Here is a 25,184-nt window from a genome sequence, read left to right on the forward strand (position 1 = left end):
AAGTGAAAGGTTCAACGTTGCTTGTAGACGCCCAGGTAGCGGGTCGCTTCGGCGTCATCACCGGTAAAACCGCGGACATCCCGTGCGCTGACGGCGGTGTCGGTCATCTGCGAGATCATCATGATCGGCCCGGCCTGTTCGTCGTAGCGCTGCTGCGCCTGGTGGTACAGGTTCAGCCGCGCGGCTGCGTCGCGCTCGACCCCGGCCCGGTCGATCAGCGCGTTGAGCTGCGGGTCGAAGAACGACGCCCGCCAGCCCTGGAAGTTAGGCAGGCCGGCGTTGTCGCTGTTGTCCGGGTTGTAGGCAAAGGTGCGCAGGCTGAAGTACGGGTGCGGGTAACGCTCGGCGCCGCGGGCCACGATCATCTCGAAGTTGCGCGCGCGCATGGCGCCATACACCTGGTTGCCGGTGCCGGTGACGATGTTGGCGGTGATGCCGCCTTCGGCCAGGGTGGCCTGCATGCGCGCGGCAATGTCGATGAATGGCGGCTCGGACAGCGTGCGAATGGTGGTGCTGAAACCGTGCGGGTAACCGGCTTCGCTCAGCAGCGCCTTGGCCTTGGCCACGTCGAGCTTGTAGCCTGGGTCTGGCAGGCGGGCCTGCAGGCCCAGTTGCATCGGCTGCTGGTTGAGCACGCCGTAATGCGGCATTACCTGCTGGTCGATGCCCTGGTAGTCGATCAGGTTGCGCACCGCCTCGCGTACCTTGCGGTTGGCGAACTCGGGCTGCTTCATGCTCATTGCCACGTAATACAGGGTGCCGCGTTGCAGCGGCTGCACCTGCAGCGTGGCGGCGTTCTCGATGGCCTTGATGTCGGGCGCGGCCATGCCGTACGCCAGGTCGAGGTCACCGCGCTCGAGCATCAGGCGCAATGATTGCGACTCGGTCATGTGCCGCACCAGCACCCGTTTCATCCTCGCCGGCCCACCCCAATAGCCATCGAAACGGGTCATCACCAAGGTGTCGTTGGCGGTCCATTTGGCCAATGTGAAAGGCCCGCTGCCGGCTTCGTTGGTGACCAGCCAGGCAGCCCCGAGGTCGCCGTTCTTCTCGTGCTTCAACACCGCCAGGCGGTCGACCACCACCGCGCTGGGCGAAGTGGCCAGCGAGTCGATCAGCAGCAGTGGGTCTGCCGGTTGCGGCAAGTCCAGCACCAGGGTGTGCGCGTCAGTGGCGCGGATCAGCCCCTGGATGTTCTCGGAGGTGTACCCGTAGGCCTTCCAGGTGGTGGCCAGGCCATAGTTGAGTTTCATCACGCGGTACAGCGACCAGGCGACGTCTTCTGCCGTCAGCGGGTTACCGGAGTGAAACGTGACATCGCTGCGCAAGTGAAAGGTGACCTGCCGGCCGTCGTCGCTGATTTCCCAGCGCTCGGCCAGTTGCGGCAGGTGTTGCTCCGGGTTGCCCTGGTCGCGCTTGACCAGTGTGTCGTAGAGGTTGGCATTGACCCCGGAGGCGTCCAGCCCTGGGGCGTTTGCCGGGTCGATGGAAAACAGGTTGACCATGCTCATGCCGACGATCAGCTGGTCGGCAGGGGTCTTGGCCTGCACCGCGGCCATCGGCGCCAGCGCCAAGGCGACAGCCAGCAGGTGCAGGTGCAGTGGGTAACGTAGTGTCTTCATTGAGCGTCCTTCTTTTTATAGTTGTTCACGCCAACCCCGCAGGGCTCAGCGGGTCCGTGGGTCGAACACCTTGTACAGGGCATCGCTGATCAGGTTGAGGGCGACGAAGATCAGGCCGATCACCAGCACGCAGCCCATCACCGCGTTCATGTCGCCGAGCATCAGGCTGCTGGTGAGGTACTGGCCGAAGCCGGGCCAGGCGAACACGGTTTCGATCAACACCGCACCTTCGAGCAGTGAGCCGTAGGCCAGGGCCACCACCGTCAGCAGTTGCACGAGGATGTTGCGAAACGCATGGCCCCAGACCACCTGGCGCCGCGACAGGCCCTTGACCCGCGCGGTGATGATGTACTCCTGGGACAACTGCTCGAGCATGAAGCTGCGGGTCATGCGGCTGATATAGGCCACCGAGTTCAGGCCGAGAATCAGCCCAGGCAGAATGATGTGGCGCACGGCGCTGCTGAAGGCTTCCCAGTCACCGGCCAGGGCCGTGTCGATCAGCAGCAGGCCGGTGACGTCTGGCACCATGCCGTCGTAGGCCAGGTCGATGCGCCCTGCCCCGCCCGCCCAGCCGAGCCAGGCGTAGAACACCAGCAGGCCCATCATGCCCACCCAGAAAATCGGTGTGGAATAGCCGAACAGGGTAATGACCCGCGCCACATGGTCGCCCACCCGGCCCTGGTTGCTGGCCGCGACCACGCCCAGCGGCAAGCCGATGAGGATGCCGAACAGGATCGCCAGCGTGGCCAGTTCGATGGTCGCCGGGAACACGCGCCGGATGTCTTCGAGCACCGGGTGGCCGGTGAGCAGCGCGTTGCCGAAATCACCGTGCAGCAAGTCGCTCAGGTAAAGCCCGAACTGGGCCCAGATCGGCTGGTCCAGGCCCATGGCCCGGTACACCTGGTCGTAGGTGGAGCTGTCGGCGTCCGGCCCGACCACGGCCAGCACCGGGTCCAGCGGCATCACCCGGCCAATGAAAAAGGTCAGCGCCAGCAGGCCGAGCAAGGTCACCAGCACCGTGCTGGCGCGGCGGGCAGTGGCGGACACACGGGTGCCCATCACAGAGGCAGTCGAAAGCAACATTACAGGCTCCTGAAAAAACGTTCAGCAAACACCGTGGCGTGCGGGGCGCGCACGCCCCTGGCCCGCTCATCGCGACTTGTAGACGTCTTTGTAACGGGTGGTGGCCGCGCTGTGGGCCTGATAGTTCTGCACATCGTGGTAAAGCACCACGGTGTCGGTCATCTGCGAGATCGGCAAGATCGCCCCCACCTGCGCATCCAGGGTTTGCTGGATCTGCTGGTACTGGGCTTGCTGGCGGGTCTTGTCGGGCTCGACTTCGGCCTGTTCGATCAGGCTGTTCAGCTCCGGGCTGTAGAACGAGGTGCGCCAGCCCTGGAAGTTGCTCAGCTTGGCTTCATCGCGGTTGTCGGGGTTGTACACCAGGGTGCGCAGGCTGGAATGCGGGTGGCGTTCGGCGCCGCCACCGCCACGCCCGACCAGGATGTCGAAGCTGCGTTCACGCATGGCGCCGTAAATCTGGTTGCCGGTGCCGGTCACGATGGTGGCCTGGATGCCGGCTTGGGCCAGGGTCGCCTGCAGGCTGGAGGCGATGTTGATGAACGGCGGCTCGGTGAGCACGCGGATGGTGGTTTTGAAGCCGTCGGGGTAACCCGCGTCGGCCAGCAGCTTTTTCGCCTCGGCCACGTTCAGCCTGTAGCCCGGGTCATCCAGGCGCGCCGGCAAGCCCAGCGGCAGCGGGCGCTGGTTGAGCTGGCCGTAGTGCGGCATGACGGTCTGGTCGATGCCTTGATAATCGATCAGCGACCGGACGGCCTGGCGCACGCGGGCGTCGTCGTAAGGCTTGTTCTTGACGCTCAGCGCCACGTAGTAGAGGGTGCCGCGCTGTACCGTCTGGGTACGCACCCGGTCGGACTTTTCCAGCGCCTCGATGTCGGGCGCGGACATGCCCTTGGCCAGGTCCAGGTCGCCGCGCTCGACCATCAGGCGCAACGACTGCGACTCGGTCATGTTGCGCATGACCACCCGCTTGAGCTTGGCCGGGCCGCCCCAGTAGCCATCGAAGCGGCTCATCAGGATCACGTCGTTGGCGCGCCAGGCATTGAGGATGTAAGGGCCACTGCCGGCCGCGTGGGTGGTCAGCCAGGCGCCGCCCATGTCATTGCCCCTCTGGTGTTGCTGAACCACCTTACGGTCGAGGATGAAGGCGCTTGGCGAGGTCGCCAGGGTGTTGAGCACCAGCATCGGGTCGGTCGGGCGCGGCAGTTCGACCACGAAGGTGTGTTCATCGACCGCGCGCATGTGCTGGTCGACGTTGCCGGCAGTGAACCCGTAAGCCTTCCAGGTCGAAGCCAGGGCCAGGTTGAGCTTGAGCACGCGCTGCAGCGACCAGGCGACGTCCTCGGCGCTCAACGCGTTGCCGGACTGGAACTTGACGCCCTGGCGCAGGTTGAACGTAAGGGTCTTGCGGTCATCGCTGACCTGCCAGCGCTCGGCCAGCGCCGGGACCAGTTGGTCGGGGTTGTTCGCATCCTGCACCAGCAGCATGTCATAGAGGTTGGCGTTGACCTCGGACACGTCCAGCCCGGTGGCAGCGGCCGGGTCGAGCGACAGCAGGTTGATCATGCTCATGCCGACGATCAACTGGTCGGCAGGTGTTTTGGCCAAAACAGCAGGCACTGAGGTCATCGCCAGCGACGCCGCCAGGACCCCCGCCCACAATTTGGGGAGAACGCTCATGTGAGATTGCCTTTTTATAGTTATTGGACTCTCGGGCGGCACGCTGTGGCGCGTGCCGCCATGCACGCATCAGAAGCTGCGCAGCGTGTTGGTTTCGACGTAGTCGAAGTCGATTTCCTCGCCCAGGCCCGGCAGGTCGGACAGGTGCACGAAGCCGTCTTCGTCCATCGGGTCGACCAGGCGCTTGAGGTAGGCCGGCACCTCGTCGTAGTTGAGGAAGGGGTGCAGCAGGCCGCGTTCGTACCAGCTGCAGTTCTTGATCGCACCCACCACCGCCAGGTTGGCCGCGCCGTTGCCATGGATCTCGCAATCCATGCCGAATGACTCGGCCATGTGCGCCACCTTCAGGCACGGTGCGATGCCACCCACGCCAGCGACGCCGGCCCGCAGGATGTCACAGACATCGTGCTTCACCCAGCTGGCCCGGCTCAGGTGCTTGCCACCCAGGCTTTCCGGGCCCAGCACCGGGATGTCCAGCTGGCCGGCCAACCAGGCGTAGGATTCTGCAGAGTCCTCCATCATCGGCTCCTCGAACCAGGCGAAGTCGAGCTTCTCCAGGGCGCGGCCGATGGTCAGAGCCTCGGTGCGGCTGTACCAGTGGTAGCCGTCGATCATCAGTGCGATGTCCGGGCCTACGGCTTCACGTACCGCGGCGCATGCCTTGATATCCATGCTTACGCTGGGGGCAAACGAGACCGGTGGCATCCAGGTGTGCAACTTGATGGCCTTGTAGCCGCGCTTGACCAGGGCCTCGGCAAAGCGGCCGTACTCTTCAGGGGTCGACAGCCCGCCGGCAAGCTCATCACCACACATGGTCGAGCCATAGGCAGGCACCTTGTCGCGGTAGCCGCCAATCAGCTTGTGTACCGGCAGGTTCAGCTTGCGCCCGGCCCAGTCCCACAGCGCTTGCTCGACCAGCGCCAGGGCGCGGTCGGTCAACTGGCTGGCGCTGCCGCGCTGCCAGTGCGCCAGGTCGTGCCAGATCTTTTCGCGGTCGAAGGCGTTGGCGCCCACCAGCACTTTGCGCACAAAACCGTCGAGCACATACGGGCGGATCAATTCAGGGGCGCCCAGGGCATACCCTTCGCTGCCGCATTCGGTGCGGATGCGCAGCAAGGCCATCTGGGCCTGGGTCACGTCGCCTGGGTGGGCATGGCCTGCGCTGTCGACGGCGCGGCGGGTGGGGTAGGAAAAAACCTGGACGTTTACGGCGGTGATGATCATGGACGTCTGAGCCTTCTTATTGGATTTGTGGCGGGTGAGTCACGCTCTGGCAGTGATCCTACGTCATCATACAACTTTTGAAAAGCACCCCTCGAAAACTTTCAGAAAGTGCCAGATCGGTTCACATTTTTGCCCGTACCCTGCCCTCCACGTATAGACAACACAGTCTATACAGCTCTAGAACAGTGCTCAAAAGCTGCCCTACAAGGTCGTCCGACAACATTTGAATAAATCGTAGACAACCCTGAGGTCGTACGATAACTTACGCAAAAATTGCCTTGGAGCCCTGCCCTCGACCAACCCGCCACTGACGCCTCACCTCATAACGACCTCGACAAAAACAACAAAAGAAGATCGCATGAACACCACACTCCGCCTGCTCGTTGCTGTCAGTACCCTCGGCCTGTCGTTCCATGCCTGCGCAGACTCGGCCAGCATCAACTACCGCCACGGCTACACCGAAGACGACAGCATCCACTCCGACCGGATCAAGCTCAGTTACAGGAAGGACAGCGGCCTGGGTTTCGCCGCCGAGATCAAATACAAGACCGCTGGCGATCGCGAAGACGTCGCCTACGACAACATGGTCAACAACGGTCACGAGTTCACCATCGACTACAACTACAAGCTCAGCGCCCAATCGACCCTGACGCCCGCGTTCCAGATGGACAGCTCCAAGGACTCCACCACCTACAAGTTCGGCCTCAAGTACAGCTACAAGGTCTCCGACACCTGGTACGTCGCCGGCCGCGTGCGCCAGGATGCACGCAGCCTGGACCGCGACCAGGTCGACCATGACTGGCCCGACCGTGCCAAGGACAACCAGAACACCACACGCCTTGAAGGCTGGCTGGGCTACACGCCCAAAGGCCCCTGGGCGTTCGAGTACCAGTACATCCACTTCCAGACCGACTACATCCGCTACGACAACAAGAAGAGCGACTACGAACAGAACCTGATCATCAAGTACAAGCTCGACAAGCAGTGGGCGCCGTTCATGGAGGTGGGGGACATCAAGGTCAATTCCTACACCGACGACCGCCAGGCCCGCTGGCGTGTGGGGATCCAGTACAACTTTCTGTAAACCCTGGCCCGGGCAGTCAGCGGATTGCCCCACGGCAGCACCACGTCATTTACCAACCCTCGACAACAGGCGCCCGCCATGACCACATCCTTGAGCAAACCCTTCAATCGCATCCTGCTGACCGGCGCCGCCGGCGGCCTTGGGCTGATCCTGCGCGAAGCCTTGCAAACCCATGCACAGGTGGTGCGCGCCTCGGACATCAGCGCCATGGCGCCTGCGGCCGGCGCGCATGAAGAAGTGATCAGTTGCAACCTTGCCGACAAGGCCGCAGTCCTGGCGCTGGCCCAGGACGTGGATGCGATCGTGCACATGGGCGGGATCTCCACCGAACGGGCCTTCGAGGAAATTCTCGACGCCAACGTCCGCGGTACCTTTCATGTCTATGAGGCTGCGCGCAAACACGGCATCAAGCGGGTGGTGTTCGCCAGTTCCAACCATGTCACCGGCTTCTATACGCAGGACCAGCAGCTGGATGCACACACCCCGCGCCGCCCGGACTGCTACTACGGGCTGTCCAAGTCGTATGGCGAAGACCTCGCGACCTTCTACTACCACCGCTATGGCATCGAAACCGTAAGCCTGCGCATCGGCTCGTCATTCCCCGAACCACGCAACCTGCGCATGTTGTCGACCTGGCTGAGCTACCCCGACCTCGTGCACCTGCTGGAGCGTGCGCTGCTCGCAGAAAACGTCGGCCACACCGTGGTGTATGGCGTTTCGGCCAACCGCGAGCTGTGGTGGGACAACCGCTACGCCGCGCACCTGGGCTTCAACCCGCAAGACAGCGCCGAGCGTTTTCGCCCGCAGATGGAACAACTGCCCAAGCCCGCTGCTGATGACCCCAACGCACGTTTGCAAGGTGGCGCATTTACGGCGGCCGGGCCCTTTGACGACTGAGCCTTGCGCGCGGCGTTCCGACGTGGATGACGAAGATTATCGAGCCAGCTAGACTCCGAGGCAGAATGTGACTGTGAACATATCGTTTGCCTGAAATTCGCCGGTCATGCAGGCAGCCGGTCTTCGATCAACCGGCAGGTACCCATGACTTTGCAACCCCACGTCAACTTGACCAACTGTGACCGTGAGCCGATCCAGATCCCCGGCAGCATCCAGCCGCACGGCTGCCTGCTGGCCTGTAACGCCTCGGCAACCCTGGTATTGCGCCATTCGGCGAATGCCCCGGGCATGCTGGGCGTGACGGGAGGCATAAACGGGCAATGCCTTGAAGCGATCATCGGTACCGAAGCGGCGCACACCCTGCGCAACTCCCTGGCCCGCGTCAAAGAAGGCTCGCGCCCGGCGTTGTCGTTCGGTGTGGTAAGCGCTTGCGGCCAAGCGTTCGATGTGGCTGCACATGTGTTCAAAGGCACCGCCATCATCGAGTTCGAGCCCTGCGGTTCGAGCATCGCCGAGCCGATTGAGCTGGTGCGCACGGTGATCGCCCAGTTGCGTGAGATTGACCGCAGCGAAAAGCTGATTGCCGATACTGCCCGGCGTGTGCGCGCCCTGCTCGGCTATGACCGGGTGATGATTTATCAGCTTGGCGCGGACGGTGCCGGCAAGGTCGTTGCCGAAGCCAAGCGCAGCGGCCTTGAGAGTTTTCTTGGGCAGTACTTCCCGGCCTCGGACATCCCCCAGCAGGCACGCGCGCTGTACCTGCGCAACCCGGTGCGGATCATCTCCGATGCCAAGTTCAAGACCGTCCCCATCGAGCCTGTACTGGACCTGTCTGGCGAGCCCCTCGACCTGTCCTACGCCCACCTGCGCAGCGTTTCGCCGATCCACTGCGAATACCTGACCAACATGGGTGTGGGCGCTTCCATGTCGATTTCGGTGATCGTCGACGGCGCACTGTGGGGGCTGATCGCCTGTCACCACTACGCGCCGCGTATCCTGAGCATGGGCCAACGGGTGGCCGCAGAAATGTTCGGTGAATTCTTCTCGCTGCAGATCCAGACCCTGCAGGCCAGGCAAACCCTCGAGGCCGCCGCGCATGCCCGGCGGGTGCTCGACAACCTGCTGCACGACGCCCACCGCACGCCCGATATCGACGAGCTGCTGCGCGCCCGCCTGCCAGACTTCGAAGCCTTGATCCCCTGCGACGGCATCGGCATGGTGCTGGAAGGGCAATGGACCGCCGCCGGGCTGACCCCGCCCAGGCACGCCATTCCCGGGTTACTGCGCTTTGCCGAGGGTGTCGCGCAAGGCTGCACCTGGGCATCTAATTGCCTGTCCATGGCCCACCCCGCAGCCGACGCTTATGCCACCGAGGTGTCCGGGGTGCTGATCATTCCGATGTCGCAGCAGCCCAAAGACTACCTTGTGCTGTTCCGCAAAGAGGTGATCGAGACCCTCGATTGGGCCGGCGACCCGAACAAGACCTATGAAAGCGGCCCGCTGGGTGAGCGCCTGACGCCACGCAAGAGCTTCGCCGTGTGGAAGCAGACGGTGCACCACCACTCGCTGCCCTGGTCGGCGCAGGACCGCCAGTTTGGCGAGGCCATTCGCGCAGCGATCGTCGAAGTCGCGCTGCACAACAGCGAACTGCTGGCCGAGGAACGTTCCCGGTCGGACGTGCGCCAGCGCATGCTCAACGAAGAGCTCAACCACCGGGTAAAGAACATTCTGTCGCTGATCGGTGCGCTGGTGGCGCACCCCACAGCGGAAAACCAGACCCTCAGCGGCTACGTGGCCACCCTGAAGGGGCGCATCCAGGCGCTGGCACTGGCACACGACCAGGTGGTGCGCGGTGACGGTGGCGGGCGTTTCTCGGCGCTGCTCGAGGCGGAGCTTTCGCCTTACCGCACCGCAGCCGATGCGCTCGAGTTGCGCGGCCCCAACCTGCTGCTCGATGCCCGTGCTTTCTCCGTACTGGCGCTGGTACTGCACGAGCTGGCCACCAACGCCGCCAAGTACGGCGCGCTGTCGCGGGCAGGCGGCAAGCTTTCGGTCACCTGGGCGATCGATGCTGGCGGCGCCTGCGACATCACCTGGTGCGAGAGCGACGGGCCAACCGTGCGCCCGCCCACGCGCAGCGGCTTCGGCTCGGTACTGATCGACCGCAGCATCCCATTCGACCTAGGCGGCACCAGCGCGCTGGAATACCGGCCCGAGGGCCTGCTGGGGCGCTTCAGAATTCCCGCCAGGCACCTGACCTTGTTGGAGGATGTCGACACCGAGGTGCCTGCAACGGCGCCGGCTCAGCCGCAGGTAGACTGCGCACGGCTGGCCAACGCCTGCGTGCTGATCCTCGAAGACCAGCTGGTGATCGCCGTGGGCCTGGAGCAGATCCTGGCCGATGCGCAGGTCGAGGATGTCATCACTGCAAGTTCCGAAACCGAGGCCATGAATGTGCTCGCCGGCCGACAACCGGACGTGGCGGTGCTGGATATCAACCTTGGTGCGGGCACTTCGATTGGCGTGGCCGAAGCGCTCACGCAGCTCAACATTCCGTTCCTGTTCGCCACCGGCTATGGCGACAGCGTGATCATCCCCGCGCATCTGAAGCATGTGCCTGTGGTACGCAAGCCTTACGACGCTGCTTCGATCCTGCAGAACCTGGAAACGCTGTTGACCTGAAGGGGTAGCTCAGCCTGTAGGCGCAACCAGATCGGCACCCGGGTAGCTCCCCCCAAAGGGTGATTTCGGGGGGGACGCGAGTGTGGGAGCATTCCCCCAGCCCCACCCCCTAGCTCTGCCCCTGATCAAACGCCACCCACAGTATCGAGCCCGCTCGCATATTGCGGCGTCCTGCATCCAAAACCAGGAGTCAGCAATGCATACAACAACAACTACAGCCCATCCACCCCACCCTGCGTCGCAACCCGATTCCGCCGGCCGCTTCAGAAAATCCATGGGCATGACCGCGCTGGTACTGTTCGGCCTCGCCTACATGGTCCCGCTCGCTGTTTTCACCACCTACGGGCTGGTCACGCAGATGACCAAGGGGCATTTGCCCACCGCCTACCTGCTGACCCTCGCCGCAATGCTGCTCACCGCCTACAGCTATGGCCGCATGGTCCAGGCCCACCCCTACTCGGGCTCGGTCTACACCTACACGCGCAAGGCGTTCGGCAGCCATTTCGGCTTCATCGCCGGCTGGACGTTGCTGCTCGACTACATCTTCCTGCCGCTGCTGAGCTACCTGCTGATCGGTATCTACATGTCCGAGTACTTCCCGGCAGTGCACGCCTGGGTATGGGTGCTGGGGTCCATTGCCCTGGTCACCTTCCTCAACCTGATCGGCATCGAGTCGATCACCCGGGTCAACTGGATACTCGTGGTGGCCCAGCTGGTGTTCATCGTCGTCTTCGTTGCCCTGTCGGTGCGCAACCTGGCCGGGCAGGCCGAGCCGGTCTCGCTGCTGGCGCCGTTCCACCACGACGGCTTCAGCGTGCCGTTGATCATGACCGGTGCAGCGGTGCTGTGCTTGTCGTTCCTGGGCTTCGACGCGGTGTCGACCATGGCCGAAGAAACCAGCAACCCGACCACACGCATCCCCCAGGCAATCATGGCGGTGTCGGTAATCGGCGGCCTGCTGTTCCTGCTGGTGTCGTACTTCGCGCAGATGGTCTTCCCGGAATGGGCCACGTTCGCCGACCCGGACTCGGCCTCGGTGGATGTCATGCGCCGGGTGGGTGGCGAGCTGCTGGTCACAGCTTTCACCGCCACCTACGTGGCCGGGTGTTTTGCCTCGGCCATGGTGTCCCAGGCCAGCGTGTCGCGGGTGCTGTTCGCCATGGGCCGTGACGGCGCCCTGCCCCGGGTGTTCGGCCAGCTGGCGACCCGCAAGCGCGTGCCGGCCACGGCGATCATGCTGGTCAGCACGCTGTCGCTGGTCGCCCTGTTCATCACCCTCGACACCGTCGCCAACATGATCAGCTTCGGTGCGCTGTTCGCCTTCTCGGCCGTCAACCTGGCGGTGGTCAAGCATTACCTGGTCGACAGCAAGCTGCGAGGTTCGCGCAATTACCTGCTGTATGGCGGCATACCGGCCCTGGGGTTTCTCAGCACGCTGTGGCTATGGAGCAGCCTGTCGAGCATGTCGTTCACCATCGGCCTGTGCTGGATGGGCGCAGGCTTCCTGTGCCTGTTGGGGCTGACCCGCGCGTTCCGGGTAAAACTGCCGGAGCTGCAGATGGCGGATTGATCCAGCGGGCACATCAATCAATGCGAACAATGCAATTCTCATATCAATCACCCTGCCGCACCATGCTCCGCCAATAAGAACCGTGCGCCGTCTCCCGCCGGCGCATGTCACAAAAGCGGTATGGAGTACAGGCAATGACAGCAGCAACCTCCTCCGGCGGTTCCCGGGCCGGTGCAATCTTCCGGGTCACCTCGGGCAATTTCCTCGAACAGTTCGACTTCTTCCTTTTCGGTTTCTACGCCACGCAGATCGCGGCGGTGTTCTTCCCTGCCAGCAGTGAATTCGCATCCTTGATGATGACCTTCGCCGTGTTCGGCGCGGGCTTTCTGATGCGCCCGCTGGGTGCCGTGGTGCTGGGTGCCTACATCGACGAAGTGGGCCGGCGCAAAGGCCTGATCGTTACCCTGTCGATCATGGCCAGCGGCACGATATTGATCGTGCTGGTGCCCGGTTACGAAAGCATCGGCCTGCTCGCGCCGGCGCTGGTGCTGGTCGGCCGGCTGCTGCAAGGCTTCTCGGCGGGCGCAGAACTGGGCGGCGTTTCGGTGTACCTGGCGGAAATCGCCACGCCCGGCAACAAAGGCTTCTTCACCAGTTGGCAGTCTGCCAGCCAGCAGGTGGCGATCATCGTTGCGGCGGCGCTGGGCTTTGGCCTGAACCAGTGGATGGCCCCGGCGATGATCGCTGATTGGGGCTGGCGCATTCCGTTTTTCGTCGGCTGCCTGATCGTGCCGTTCATTTTCTTCCTGCGCCGCAACCTGGCGGAGTCCGAGGAGTACGCCGCACGCACGCATCGCCCAGGCATGGCCGAAGTATTCCGCACCCTGCTGCAACACTGGACGACAGTGCTCGCCGGCATGCTCATGGTGGCGCTGACCACCACGGCGTTCTACCTGATTACCGTGTATGCGCCCACCTTCGGCAAGACCGTGCTGCACCTGAGCACCTCCGATGCGCTGCTGGTGACCTTGCTGGTGGGCGTCTCCAACTTCCTCTGGCTGCCGCTGGGCGGCGCGCTGTCCGACCGCATCGGGCGCCGCCCGGTGCTGATCGCCATGACCCTGCTGACCTTGGCCACGGCTTACCCGGCGCTGGACTACCTGGTCAACGCGCCCAGCTTCCTGCACATGCTGCTGGTGCTGCTGTGGCTGTCGTTCATCTACGGCCTGTACAACGGCGCGATGATCCCGGCGCTGACCGAAATCATGCCGGTCGAAGTGCGCGTTGCCGGCTTCTCGCTGGCGTACAGCCTGGCCACGGCCGTATTCGGTGGCTTCACCCCGGCGATTTCGACCTTCCTTATCCAGTACACCGCCGACAAGGCAGCGCCAGGTTACTGGATGAGTTTCGCGGCGCTCTGCGCGCTGGGTGCGACGCTGTTCCTCTATCGCCGCGCCAGCGGGCGCCTGCAACCGGCGATGTCTTGAACCTTACTGCCCGAGAACACAACGATGCGTAAATTACTGCAATCCATCGCCTTGCTGGCCAGCGCCGGCCTGGCCACCGCCGCCCAGGCAGAACACCTGCAGGTGATGACCTCCGGCGGCTTCACGGCGGCGTACCAGCTGCTGGGCCCGAAATTCGCCGCAGCCAGCGGCAATACCCTGGAAACGAGCCTCGGGCCGTCGATGGGCAAGGCGCCCGAAGCCATCCCCAACCGCCTTGCCCGCGGCGAAAAGGCCGATGTGGTCATCATGGTCGGCTACGCACTCGATGAGCTGATCAAGCAAGGCAAGGTCGACCCGGCTTCTCGGGTGGAGCTGGCCGATTCGCGGATCGGCATGGTGGTGCGCGCTGGCGCGCCGAAGCCGGATATCGGTTCGGTGGAGGCGCTGAAACAGACCCTGCTGGCGGCCAACTCGGTGGCCTATTCGGACAGTGCCAGCGGTGTGTACGTCGAAAATCAGCTGTTCAAGCGCCTGGGCATCGAAGATCAGCTCAAGCCCAAAGCCACGATGGTGCCGAAAATCCCGGTAGGCTCGGTGGTTGCCAAGGGTGATTACCAGGTGGGTATGCAACAGGTGAGCGAGCTGCTGCCGGTGCCCGGCGTGAGCTTTGTCGGCAAGCTGCCCGAGGCGGTGCAGTCGGTGACGCGCTTCGCTGCCGGCATCCCGGTCGGTGCGCAGCACCCGCGCCAGGCCAAGGCACTGCTCGACTACCTGGCCTCGCCAGGCGCGCAGCGGGACGTGCAGGCCACCGGGCTGGACTCGGTCAGCCGCTGACGTCGGCCTTCATCTGCACCACCAGGCGCTCCAGCGCCAACGCCGCCGGGGTCAGCGTACGGCCCCGGCGCTTGATCAGGCCAACGCTGCGCATGACCACCGGGTCGGTCAACGGTACCCGGGTGAGGATCGGGTGGTCCGCCGCCGGCATCGCCATCAACGGCACGGCGGCAACGCCCAGGCCGGCTTCCACCAGGCCGATCATGGTCGTCACGTGGCGGGTTTCGCAGATGCTCTGGCGCTGCGGCACGATGCCACTGAGCGCCTGGTCGAGCAAGAAGCGGTTGCCCGAGGTCTTGCCCAGCGAGATGTAGTCCTGCTGGTAGAACGCTTCCCAGCTGACGCTGCTGCGCCCCGCCAGCGGGTGGTCGCGCCGGCACGCCACCACGTAGCTCTCCTGCACCAACGGCTCGAACTCCACGTCGGCTTCCAAGGTGCCCATGAAACTCACGCCGAAATCCGCCTCGCCATCCACCACCGCGCTCAGCACGTCGTGGGCGCTGGAGTCCAGCACCTTGACCTTGATGCGCGGGTACTGCTGGTGGTAATGGGCGATCACCTGGGGCATGAAGTAATACGCCGCTGACGGCACGCAGGCGACCGTCACCTGGCCAAGGCGCGTCGAGGCCACTTCGCTGATGCCCAGCAGCGCGTTGTCCAGGTCGTCCAGCAAACGCTCGACGCTGGGCATGAAACCCCGCCCGGCCTGGGTCAGGCTGACCTTGCGCGTGGTGCGCTCGAACAGTCGCACACCCAGCGCATCTTCAAGCTTTTCGATGCGCCGGCTCAGCGCCGGCTGCGAAATGCGCACGGCGTCCGCGGCCTTGCTGAAACTGCCTTGGTCGACCACCGCACGGAAGGCTTGCAAGTCGTTGAGGTCGAAATTGATGGCCATGGCGCGCACTCGGACGGGCGGATTGATTCAGCCATTTTATGAGTACAGCGAATTAATGCAAAATGTAACGAGCAAATAACGATTCAGCTAAGGATCCAGATGTCTGTTCAGGAATTACCGCCGCTCACCCGCTCCAAAGGCGAAATCGGCAAGATGGAAGCGGCCATGGCGTTGGGCAGTTTTGCCATCGGCACCGGCGAGTTCGCGATCATGGGGCTGATGCCCGACATCGCCAGCAACCTGCAGTTGAGCGAACCCCAGGTGGGCCACGCCATCAGTGCCTACGCGCTGGGCGTGGTGGTCGGTGCACCGGCGCTGGCGATTCTCGGCGCCAAGCTGCTGCGCAAGCACATGCTGCTGCTGTTGATGGCGCTGTACGCGGTTGGCAACCTGGCCACCGCCTTTGCCCCGTCGTTCACCAGCATGGTCGCCTTCCGCTTCATCAGCGGCCTGCCCCATGGCGCGTACTTCGGCATCGCCGCCGTGGTGGCGTCGAGCATGGTGCCGACCAATCAACGGGCGGGGGCCGTGGCCAGGGTGATGATGGGCCTGACCCTGGCCATGTTGCTGGGCAACCCGGTGGCAACCTTCCTTGGCCAGTTTTTCGGCTGGCGCTCGGCATTCATCCTGGTGGGTGTGATCGCGCTGTGCACCATCGCACTGGTGTGGCGCTACGTGCCCCAGCCGCACGATGAGCCGCGCAGCGACCCGCGCAAGGAGCTGCAAGCCTTCACCCTGCCCCAGGTGTGGATGGCGCTGGCGATTGCCTCGATCGGCTTTGCCGGCATGTTCTGTGTGTTCAGCTACCTGGCACCGACCATGCTGCAGGTGACAAAGGTATCGCCGGAGTGGATTCCGTTCGGCCTGGCCGCGTTCGGTGCCGGTGGCATCATTGGCAACATCGCCGGCGGCAAACTGTTCGACCGCCTGCAGTTCCGCGCGGTGGGCATCGTGTTGCTGTGGTCGGCCGCCGTGCTGCTGTTCTTCACCTTCGCCGCGCACTCACTGTGGACGATTCTGCTGGGCATCGGCCTGGTCGGCACCATGATCGCCCTGGCAGCGCCGCTGCAGATCCGCCTGATGGACATCGCCCACGAGGCGCCAAGCCTGGCCGCTGCCTCCAACCACGCTGCCTTCAACCTGGCCAATGCCCTTGGCCCCTGGTTTGGCGGCATGGCGATCAGTGCCGGGTTGGGCTGGACCAGCACCGGCTACATCGGCGCCGCTACTGCGCTGGCCGGCCTGGGTATCTACCTGGTGGCACGGCGCATGAAGGGTGGTCACTAGTCAGATGACGTTATTGGGGCTGCTTCGCAGCCCATCGCCGGCAAGCCAGCTCCTACAGGTACCGCGCAAACCTCAAGCATTGTGCGGTACCTGTGGGAGCCGGCTTGCCGGCGATGGGCCGCAGAGCGGCCCCAATTCAAGCCTTGTATGCCCCGGTGACCGCTTTCCAGGCACCCTCATTCACCAGGTTCATCGGTCGCTCACCCGCCAGCGCACTCAGCAGGTTCTCCACCGCACAACGCGCCATCGCCTCGCGTGTCTCGTGGGTTGCCGAGCCGATATGCGGCGTCGCCACTACGTTATCGAACTGCAGCAGCGGCGACGCGGTTGATAACGGCTCCTGCACGAACACATCCAGCCCGGCGGCGCGAATGCGCTTTTCCCGCAACGCTTCGATGAGCGCGGGCTCGTCCACCACTCGCCCGCGCGCGATGTTGATCAGAATCGCCTCGGGCTTCATCAGCGCCAGCTCGCGCGCGCCAATCAAGCCCTCGGTGCTGGCACTCAGTGGCACCGTCAAACAGACGAAGTCCGCTTCGCGGAGCAGCGCATCGAGGTCGCAATAACGCGCGCCATAACGCGCGTCCACCTCAGGCTTGGGCCGCGAGCTGTGGTAGAGCACGCGCATGCCGAACCCGGCGGCGCCACGGCGGGCCAAAGCTTCGCCAATGCGCCCCATGCCGACGATGCCCAGGGTCTTGCCATGCACATCAGTGCCAAAGTGTGCCGGCCCCAGGTTGGCCTGCCAGTGGCCGTCACGCACCCAGCCGGCCAGCTCCACCACGCGCCGGGCGCTGGCCAGGATCAAGGCGAAGCCGGTGTCTGCAGTGGTTTCGGTGAGCACGTCGGGCGTGTTGGTAAGCATCACACCGCGGCGCGTCAGCTCGGCGATGTCGTAGTTGTCCACCCCTACCGATACGCTGGACACCACCTGCAACTGCGGCGCCAGGTCCAGCAGGCTGCTGTCCAGCCGCAGGCTGGCACCCAGCAGGCCATGGGCGCCGGGCAAGGCGTCGCGCAGCCGCGCCAGGCCGTCTGTGCCGGTGGTATCCACCCAGGTCACCTCGGCCTGCTGCTGCAGGCGCGCCAGCAATGCTTCGGGCAGGCGCTTGTAAAGGACGATTCGCTTTTTCATGGTCGGTTTTCCTATTGGCTGATTGCCAGGCGCTGGCCACGGGGCTTGGCCTGGCCAGAAGTCTGTGTTGTTTTCAGCGCGGCCGTGAGCACCACTGCGGTCAGCAGCGCCCCGGACATGAACAGGTACGAGGCCCCCGGGCCACCGGTCGCTCCGTTGAGATAACCCACCAGCCACGAGCCCCCGAACGAGCCGAGCGCGCCCATGCTGTTGATCAACGCCATGGCGCCACCGGCCACGTTGCTGGGCAGGATCTCCGGCACGATGGCGAAGAACGGGCCATAGGGCGCATACATGCAGGCCCCGGCCACCACCAGCAGCGCATAGGACGCCCAGAAGTGCTCGGTGCCCAGGGCGTAGGAGCCATAGAACGCCAGCGCAGCCACCAGCAGTGGCGGCCAGACGAAGCGCTTGCGCTTCTGCAGGCGGTCCGAGGCCCAGGACACCCCAACCATCGCCAGCACCGCCGCCATGTAAGGCACCGACGCCAACCAGCCGGCCTCGACGATATCGACGTTGGCCGCCTGTTTGAGAATCGACGGCAGCCACAGCACGAAGCCGTACACGCCGATGCTCCAGCAGAAGTACTGCAGCGACAGCACGATGACCTGCGGCGAGCGGAATGCCTCGCGGTAGTTCTTGACCGGCTTGATGCCTTGCTGCTCAGCCGCCAGGGCCGCTTGCAGCGCGGCTTTTTCCTGCTCGCTCAACCAGGCGACCTGCGCCGGGCGGTCGGCCACCAGGCGCCACCAGATGAACGCCCAGAGCACCGCCGGCAAGCCCTCGATGATGAACATCCAGCGCCAGTCGAAATGCTTGATCAGGTAGCCCGAAACCACCGACATCCACAGGATGGTCACCGGGTTGCCGAGCATCAGGAAGGTATTGGCGCGCGAGCGCTCGGCACGGGTGAACCAGTGGCACAGGTACACCAGCATCGCCGGCATCACCGCCGCCTCGACCACGCCGAGCAGGAAGCGGATGCCGATCAGCAGGTAGACGTTGCTGATCATTCCGGTCAAGGTCGCCAGGCTGCCCCAGAGGATCAGGCTGACGAAGATCAGTTTCTTCACACTGCGTTTTTCGGCGTAGATCGCGCCGGGCACCTGGAAAAAGAAGTAGCCGAGGAAGAACAGCGCGCCCAGCAAGGACGACAGCACGGGGGTGATGTTCAGGTCGTCGGCCATGCCGGAGGCTGCGGCAAAGCCATAGTTGGCGCGGTCCAGGTAGGCCAGGCTGTAGGTGATGAAGACGATCGGGATGATGTACCACCAACGGCGTGGGGCCAGGCTTGTCGATTGCATGATGCGTGCTCCTGAGCTTGTTGTTTTTGTCGCAGCAGGGCCGGCGTACCGGCGATCAAAGTGTCAGGCACTCTTGGGTAGCGCGTAAGCCTCCAGCTCGTGGCGCAACGGTAAACCTTCCATGTCGCCGCGCGATTGCACGGCGCGGCTGCCGCACCAGTTGCCACGCGCCACCGCTTCGGCCAGCGGGCGGCCTTCGAGCAACCCGCTGACCACGCCGACGGCGAAGGCATCGCCGGCACCGACTGTGTCCACTACCTTGGCCACCGGCACCGGGGCCACACGCCCCTCGCCCTGGGCGTTACGGTAGTAGGCACCCTCGCCGCCCAGCTTGATCACCACCTGCTCGACACCGCGCTCGAGGTAGAACGCGGCGATGTCGGCCGGTGCTTGCAGGCCGGTCAGCAAGCGGCCTTCTTCAAGCCCCGGCAGCAGCCAGTGCGCCTTGACTGCCAGTGCGTTGACTTCACGCACCATGCTCGCACGGTCGGGCCACAGCGACGGGCGCAGGTTGGGGTCGAAGGAAATGCTGCGGCCCTCGGCGCGCATGCGCTCCACCAGTTCATGGGCCAGCGACCTGCAGCCGGCCGACAGCGCCAGCGGGATACCCGTAGCGTGCAGGTGGCGGGCCTGCAGCAACCCCGGGCGGAGCAATGCGGGCGAAAGGTGGCTGGCAGCGGAGTTGCGACGAAAATACTCCACCACCGGGTCACTGCCATCGTCGCAGCGGCCCTTGAGCTGGAAGCCTGTCGGGTGGCTGGCATCGACCTCGACATGGCTGCAATCCAGCCCTTCCTGGCGCAGGCTGTCGAGCACGAAGCGGCCCAGCGAGTCGTCGCCCACCCGGCTCAGCCAACGCACCCGGAACCCCAGGCGGGCCAGGCCGATGGCCACGTTGCTGTCGGCGCCGGCAATGCGCTTGCTGAACTGGCCGACGCTGGCCAGGTCACCCACCTGCTCGGCAACGAACATGGCCATGGTTTCGCCAAAACACAGCACGTCATGCTCAAGCATGGCTCACCTCCTCGCCCAGGCCGATGCGCGCCAGGTTGTTGACCTGGGCGCGGGTCAGCGCCAGCAGGTCAGCGCCGGCCAGCGGGTATTCCACGGCGCGCACCAGCCCCGGGGTGAATTCATCGAACAGGGTTTCCCAGGCCACCAGGTCGGCAGCCTGCGGCACAACAGCGACCAGGCGGCCACTGGCCTCACGCTGCACGGCCTTGCAATGCACGTAACGCACCCAGCGACCGAGCTGCTGCGCAGCTTGTAACGCAGATTCGCCCTGCCATTGCCAGTTGCCGATGTCGAAGGTCATGCCAAGTGGCAATGCCAGCGCTTCGCTGCGCTGGAAGAATTGCAGCAGCGGCTCGATGCGCCCGCCTTGCGGCGTCTGGTCGTTCTCTACCAGCAATACGGGGGCACCGTCGTGCAGCAGCGCCTGCAAGGCCGTCAGGTCGAGCTGGGGGTGGTAATGCCCCAGCGACACCTTCAGCGCCACCGCGCCGAACGCCCGTGCCAACGCCAGCTTGGCAGGCAGGCGTGGGTCGAGCAGGCCGTCGGGCGTCCACAGTTCGAGTGGCGAGGAGTACAGGCACTCCAGGCCCAGCGCGTGGCTGGCCGCAGACAGCAGCGCGGCGTCCGGGGCGTCGTCGAACAGCTCTTCGCGCCATTCGACACGGGTTACGCCAGCAGCGGCCAGCAGTTCAAGGAAGCTCTCCTGGCCTTGCTGCCGAACCAGGTCGGCACCGTAGCTGGAAAGGCTGATGGAAACGGGGTTCGCGTGCATTGTTTTTGTCCTTATGAAACCGGTTTCATTTTGATATGAAGCAACGGGCAGCATTGCTGCCCGTGGGTTAATCGCGTGGGTGTGTGGAGCCTCGGATAATCAGGTCGGCCTTGAAGTCGATGCGCCGCGGCGCCCCGCTCTCGCCGCGCAAACGGCCGAGCAGGCAATCGAAGGCAGCAACGCCGATGCGTTCGGTGGGTTGAGCCAGCGCGGTGATCCCGCTGCTGACTAACGGGTACCAGTCCAGTTCGTCCAGGGCAATCAGGCCGACGTCCTGGAACAGTTGGCAGCCGGTGTCGTGGAGCACCCGGGTCACCGCCAGGGTGGCCACGCCGTTGAAGGTGAAGATTGCCTGCGGGCCGTGGCCGTTGCCAGCAAGGAAGGCGCCGAGCCCGGCTTGCAGGTGCGCATCGACTTCAAGCAATTGCTGACGCATGCCGGCACGGCGGCTGATCGAAGCCGTAAACGCCTGCACCCGCTCAAGGCGGGAGCTGGTGCCGTCCAGCGGTTCGGTGACTGCCAGAATGTCGCGGTAGCCACGCGCCTGCAGGTGGTCCAGGGCCTGCTCGATGGCGTCGGCGTTGTCCAGACCGACCAGGTCGACGTTGAGCTCGGGCAGTTGCCGGTCGACCAGCACCATGGGGATATCCCGCTGCAGGTTCAGCAGCTCGCCCGGATGACGGCCGAGGGTATTCACGATCAGGCCCTCGACGTTGTAGGACTGCAGGGCCACCAGGTGGTGGCGCTCCTGCTCGTCGTCGCGGTTGGTGTTGCACACCACCAGGCTGTAGCCGTGCTGGCGGCAGGCAGTTTCGACGCCGTGCATCACTGCGACCGAATAGGGATTGAGGATGTCCGCCACCAGCATGCCGATCAGCCGCGTCTGGCCGCGCTTGAGGCCCCGGGCCATCTGGTTGGGCCGGTAGCCCAGGCGCTCGATGACCTCTGCCAGGCGCGTGGCGGTGGCTTCGGCGAGCAGTTGCCGGTCGCCGCCGATGTAGCGCGACACCGTGGCCTTGGAGACGCCGGCAACACGCGCCACCTCGCTGATGGTCACGCGCTCGCGGGTATGGGCAGGCAGGTCGGTCATTGGGGTCCCTTGTGATTATTGTCGGTGACGTGAATGAAACCGGTTTCAATACATCAAAACCGCGGGGTTTCGTCACCTACCGTTCGTCGGGATTCTACTGGATCGCAGGCGCTCGCCGTTGTTGATTTGTTGATCATTAGATCGAGCGCCGCCCGCGCGGCGCATCGCGGGCAAGCCCGCTCCTACATTTGTTGCAACGCGCCGTTCCAGTCAGGCCATGGTTGTTCGCCTTGGTGCATGGCTGAAGACAGGTGGGGCGCCGGCAGCGCCAGCCGAAAAATTGGGTCATGCCAACAAGGCTGGCAACTATGGCCTCACAGGCCATGGCACGTTGCAACAAATGTGGGAGCGGGCTTGCCCCGCGAAGCGCCGCGCGGGCGGCGCTCGATCTCACAGGCGCTAAAGATCTCAAGGCAAGCGCTCCGCGATGCGCCGCGCGGGCGGCGCTCGATCTCAAGGGCGCCAAAGATCCCAAGGCAAGCGCTTCGCGATGCGCCGCGCGGGCGGCGCTCGATCTCAAGGGCGACAAGAACCTACCGGCATGCACTCGCACCACACACATGCCAAATGGTGAAGGCCCCCAGCTATCAGCGCAGGGCTTTTACATCCCCTGCAGTAACAGCCTCGCCCTGATTCCCCCAGCTACTACGAATGAAATTCACCACCTCAGCCACTTCCTGGTCGCTCAAGCGCCAGCCGAATGCGGGCATGGTGAAGTTCGACGGTGCGGCGTGGGTCGCTGGCACCGTGCCGCCAGCCAGCACCACATGAATCAGCGAGGTGGCATCGGCCGTCTGCACCACCGGGTTGCCGGCCAGCGCCGGGAACACCCTGGTATAGCCCTGGCCATCGGTACGGTGGCAGGCCGCGCAGTTGTCGATGTACACCGCCGCGCCTGGCTTGCTGTCATCCCCCTTCCACAGCGCCTCTGCCACCTGCTTGTCGTAGACATGCGGCTGGTCGTCCGGGTTGCTTGGCGGCAGCGTCTTCAGGTAACGGGCGATAGCGGTCAAGTCGGCATCGTTCAGGTGCTGCATGCTGTGCTCGACCACATCGCTCATGCCACCGAATACGGCGCTGCAGTCACTGCGGCCGGTCTTGAGAAACTGCACCAGCTGCTCCTCGCTCCAGCTGCCCAGGCCATCCTTGTGATCACCGCGCAGGTTCTTGGCGATCCAGCCTTCGAGCGGCGCACTGCCGGCCAGGAACTGCTCACCGTCTGCGGGGCTCAGCGCCTGTTCCTGCATGGTCAACGCCCGGGGGGTGTGGCAGGCACCGCAGTGGCCCAAGCCTTCGACCAGGTAGGCGCCGCGGTTTATCACCGGGTCCGTTTCGGCCGGCGCTTGCCAGGCTTTGACTTCTGGCGCGAACAGGCCACGCCAGACCGCCAGCGGCCAACGCATGCTCAGGGGCCAGGGGATGTCCGTGGCCTTGTTCGGCTGGGCGACGGGTTGCACGCCTTGCATGAAGAAGGCGTACAGCGCACGCATGTCGTCGTCAGTGACCCGTGCGTAAGACGGGTATGGCATGGCGGGGTACAGCGTGCTGCCGTCCTTGCCGATGCCTTTGCGCACGGCCAGGTCGAAGTCTTCGAAGCTGTACTGGCCGATGCCAGTGGCGTCGGGCGTGATGTTGGTGGAGTACACGGTGCCGATGGGGGTTTCCATCGGCAGCCCGCCTGCGAACGGCTTGCCGCCCTTGGCGGTGTGGCAGGCCACGCAGTCACCGGCACGGGCCAGGTACTCGCCCTTTTTCACCAGCGCGTCATCGGCCTGTACAGCCATGCTTGCGCCAAACATCAGGCTTGCGATCAACAGTGTCTTCATGTTCATCGCTCCTCAAGCCTGGACCAGCGGGCCGGGGTGTTTCAGGTACTGCTCGCGGATGGCCTTGACCGACCAGTAGGTCAGCGCCGCCACCAGGCCGGTCGGGTTGTAGCCCAGGCCCTGAGGGAACGCCGAGGCGCCCGGCACGAACACGTTGTGCACGTCCCAGCTCTGCAGGTAGCGGTTCAAGGCGCTGGTCTTGGGGTCGGTGCCCATGATCGCGCCACCGTTGAGGTGGGTGGTCTGGTAGCTGGCAGTGTTGAAGTGCTCCTTGACCTTCTTGCCGAGCACGGCGATGGCCTTGGGGTTCATTGCCTGGGCGATCTTGCCGAGCTTGTCGACCATGAACTGGTTCATCTTGATGTCGTTTTCCTGCCAGTCGAAGGTCATGCGCAGCAGTGGCTGGCCGTAGGCATCACGGTAGGTCGGGTCGAGGTCGAGGTAGTTGCTGCGGTACGACTGGTGCGCGCCGTGGGCGTCCATCGACAGTTGGTGGGTGTAGTAGTCGGCGGTGGCCTTCTTCCAGGCGCTGCCCCAGGCGGGGGTGCCGGGTGGGTTGGCGATGCCGGCAATCGGCCGGCTGCCGGCCTGGTTGACCCACATCGGCGAACCGCCGACGAAGCCGTGCGGGCCATGGTCGAAGTTGTCGGCGTTGAAATCGTCGATCGCCACGCCATTGCCGCCGGCACCGATGAAGTTGTTGGTGTAGGTGTCCTTGTCGAAGAACGCTTTCACCGTGCCCATGTTCTGGTAGGCGAAGTTGCGGCCCACTACTCCTTCGTTCTTCACCGGGTCGTAGGGCTTACCGATGCCGGACAGCAGCATCAGGCGAACGTTGTTGAACTGGAAGGCGGCGAGGATGACGATGTCTGCCGGCTGCTCGACTTCACGCCCCTGGGCGTCAATGTAGGTCACGCCGGTGGCCTTGCGCTTGCTGTCATCGAGGTTGACCCGCAGCACATGGGCGTTGGCGCGCAGCTCGAAGTTCGGCACCTGGCGCAGCGCCGGCAGGATGTTCACGTTGGGCGACGCCTTGGAGTACATGTAGCACACGTAACCACTGCAGAAGCCGCAGAAGTTGCACGGCCCCATCTGCGCGCCGTAGGGGTTGGTGTAGGGCCCGGAGGTATTCGCCGAGGGCAGGTTGTAAGGTTTGTAGCCCAGGCTTGCAGCGGCCTTTTCAAACAGCTTGGCCGACACCACGTTCTTCTGCGACACCAGCGGGAACGGGTTGGAACGGTCTGGCGCGTAGGGGTTACCGCCCTTCCCTTCACCGACTACCTTGCCATTCACGGTCCACGCCTGGCCCGAGGTGCCAAAGACTTTTTCGGCAAAGTCGAAATGCGGTTCGAGCTCTTCGTAGCTGACGCCGAAGTCCTGGATGGTCATGCCTTCAGGGATGAAGCGCTTGCCGTAGCGTTCTTCGTAGTGGCTGCGCATGCGCAGCTCCATCGGGTCTACCCGAAAGTGCACACCGGACCAGTGCAAGCCGGCGCCGCCCACGCCCTTGCCCGGCAGAAACGCGCCCAGCTGGCGGTTGGGCAGCGCCACGTCGTTGCCGCTATGGCGGATGGTGACGGTTTCTTTCGAGACGTCGACGAACAGCTTCTTGCGCACGCTGTAGGTCAGCTCATCGATGACCTGCGGGTAGCTGCCCTCGGGGTAGGTGTCCTGCATCGGCCCGCGCTCCAGCGCGACCACCTGCAACCCGGCTTCGGTGAGTTCCTTGGCCATGATCGCGCCCGCCCAGCCGAACCCGACGATGACTGCATCGACCTTCTTCATTGCATTGGCCATGCC

19 protein-coding genes are annotated in these 25,184 nt (G+C 64.3%); 7 read left to right on the forward strand and 12 right to left on the reverse strand.

What is annotated here, in order from left to right:
* Window positions 1–11 precede the first annotated feature (11 nt).
* From ACNQPL_RS11190 to ACNQPL_RS11205, 4 genes are all read right to left on the reverse strand, one after another.
* Entirely contained in the window at window positions 12–1,622 is a 1,611-nt protein-coding gene (locus tag ACNQPL_RS11190) for an ABC transporter substrate-binding protein (protein WP_416466734.1), read from the reverse strand.
* 45 nt (window positions 1,623–1,667) lie between these two features.
* Entirely contained in the window at window positions 1,668–2,705 is a 1,038-nt protein-coding gene (locus ACNQPL_RS11195; RefSeq protein ID WP_346613426.1) for an ABC transporter permease, read from the reverse strand.
* 66 nt (window positions 2,706–2,771) lie between these two features.
* Entirely contained in the window at window positions 2,772–4,382 is a 1,611-nt protein-coding gene (locus ACNQPL_RS11200) for an ABC transporter substrate-binding protein (RefSeq protein ID WP_416466735.1), read from the reverse strand.
* Between the two features lie 69 nt (window positions 4,383–4,451).
* Window positions 4,452–5,606, reverse strand: a complete 1,155-nt coding sequence (locus ACNQPL_RS11205; RefSeq protein WP_346613428.1) for a mandelate racemase family protein — start codon at window positions 5,604–5,606, stop codon at window positions 4,452–4,454.
* Window positions 5,607–5,964: 358 nt separating this feature from the next.
* Here ACNQPL_RS11205 and ACNQPL_RS11210 point away from each other — a divergent pair, with 358 nt between their 5' ends.
* The 6 genes from ACNQPL_RS11210 (at window position 5,965) to ACNQPL_RS11235 (ending at window position 14,061) form a co-directional block, all read left to right on the forward strand.
* Window positions 5,965–6,690: an oligogalacturonate-specific porin KdgM family protein gene (locus tag ACNQPL_RS11210; protein ID WP_346613429.1), complete on the forward strand. Its 726-nt coding sequence runs from the start codon at window positions 5,965–5,967 to the stop codon at window positions 6,688–6,690.
* A 78-nt stretch (window positions 6,691–6,768) separates the two neighbouring features.
* Window positions 6,769–7,587 (forward strand): NAD(P)-dependent oxidoreductase, encoded by an 819-nt coding sequence (locus ACNQPL_RS11215; protein ID WP_346613430.1) that lies wholly within the window; start codon window positions 6,769–6,771, stop codon window positions 7,585–7,587.
* 144 nt (window positions 7,588–7,731) lie between these two features.
* A complete protein-coding gene (locus ACNQPL_RS11220) occupies window positions 7,732–10,269 on the forward strand; it encodes an HWE histidine kinase domain-containing protein (RefSeq protein WP_416466736.1) in 2,538 nt (845 codons plus the stop codon).
* Window positions 10,270–10,465: 196 nt separating this feature from the next.
* Complete coding sequence (locus tag ACNQPL_RS11225) at window positions 10,466–11,839, forward strand: APC family permease (RefSeq protein ID WP_416466737.1); 1,374 nt, start codon at window positions 10,466–10,468, stop codon at window positions 11,837–11,839.
* Window positions 11,840–11,973: 134 nt separating this feature from the next.
* Window positions 11,974–13,266 (forward strand): MFS transporter, encoded by a 1,293-nt coding sequence (locus tag ACNQPL_RS11230; protein WP_416466738.1) that lies wholly within the window; start codon window positions 11,974–11,976, stop codon window positions 13,264–13,266.
* Window positions 13,267–13,290: 24 nt separating this feature from the next.
* Entirely contained in the window at window positions 13,291–14,061 is a 771-nt protein-coding gene (locus ACNQPL_RS11235; protein WP_416466739.1) for a substrate-binding domain-containing protein, read from the forward strand.
* Here ACNQPL_RS11235 and ACNQPL_RS11240 read toward each other — a convergent pair.
* Complete coding sequence (locus ACNQPL_RS11240) at window positions 14,051–14,956, reverse strand: LysR family transcriptional regulator (protein WP_387524448.1); 906 nt, start codon at window positions 14,954–14,956, stop codon at window positions 14,051–14,053. The genes ACNQPL_RS11235 and ACNQPL_RS11240 overlap by 11 nt on opposite strands.
* 99 nt (window positions 14,957–15,055) lie before the next feature.
* Here ACNQPL_RS11240 and ACNQPL_RS11245 point away from each other — a divergent pair, with 99 nt between their 5' ends.
* Window positions 15,056–16,243, forward strand: a complete 1,188-nt coding sequence (locus ACNQPL_RS11245; protein WP_416466740.1) for an MFS transporter — start codon at window positions 15,056–15,058, stop codon at window positions 16,241–16,243.
* 136 nt (window positions 16,244–16,379) lie between these two features.
* Here ACNQPL_RS11245 and ACNQPL_RS11250 read toward each other — a convergent pair whose 3' ends face one another.
* The 7 genes from ACNQPL_RS11250 to ACNQPL_RS11280 form a co-directional block, all read right to left on the reverse strand.
* Complete coding sequence (locus tag ACNQPL_RS11250; RefSeq protein ID WP_416466741.1) at window positions 16,380–17,378, reverse strand: 2-hydroxyacid dehydrogenase; 999 nt, start codon at window positions 17,376–17,378, stop codon at window positions 16,380–16,382.
* Between the two features lie 11 nt (window positions 17,379–17,389).
* On the reverse strand, window positions 17,390–18,682 hold the full coding sequence (locus ACNQPL_RS11255; RefSeq protein ID WP_416466742.1) for an MFS transporter: 1,293 nt from the start codon (window positions 18,680–18,682) through the stop codon (window positions 17,390–17,392).
* 63 nt (window positions 18,683–18,745) lie between these two features.
* Window positions 18,746–19,696: a sugar kinase gene (locus tag ACNQPL_RS11260; RefSeq protein WP_416466743.1), complete on the reverse strand. Its 951-nt coding sequence runs from the start codon at window positions 19,694–19,696 to the stop codon at window positions 18,746–18,748.
* Entirely contained in the window at window positions 19,689–20,468 is a 780-nt protein-coding gene (locus ACNQPL_RS11265) for an AP endonuclease (RefSeq protein WP_416466744.1), read from the reverse strand. The genes ACNQPL_RS11260 and ACNQPL_RS11265 overlap by 8 nt, the downstream gene beginning before the upstream one ends.
* 67 nt (window positions 20,469–20,535) lie before the next feature.
* Window positions 20,536–21,558: a LacI family DNA-binding transcriptional regulator gene (locus tag ACNQPL_RS11270; protein ID WP_346613441.1), complete on the reverse strand. Its 1,023-nt coding sequence runs from the start codon at window positions 21,556–21,558 to the stop codon at window positions 20,536–20,538.
* Between the two features lie 587 nt (window positions 21,559–22,145).
* Complete coding sequence (locus ACNQPL_RS11275) at window positions 22,146–23,384, reverse strand: c-type cytochrome (RefSeq protein WP_416466746.1); 1,239 nt, start codon at window positions 23,382–23,384, stop codon at window positions 22,146–22,148.
* Between the two features lie 12 nt (window positions 23,385–23,396).
* On the reverse strand, window positions 23,397–25,181 hold the full coding sequence (locus ACNQPL_RS11280) for a GMC family oxidoreductase (RefSeq protein ID WP_416466747.1): 1,785 nt from the start codon (window positions 25,179–25,181) through the stop codon (window positions 23,397–23,399).
* Window positions 25,182–25,184 lie beyond the last annotated feature (3 nt).

The sequence above is a fragment of the Pseudomonas sp. LFS044 genome (assembly GCF_047978245.1).
Lineage (GTDB): Bacteria > Pseudomonadota > Gammaproteobacteria > Pseudomonadales > Pseudomonadaceae > Aquipseudomonas.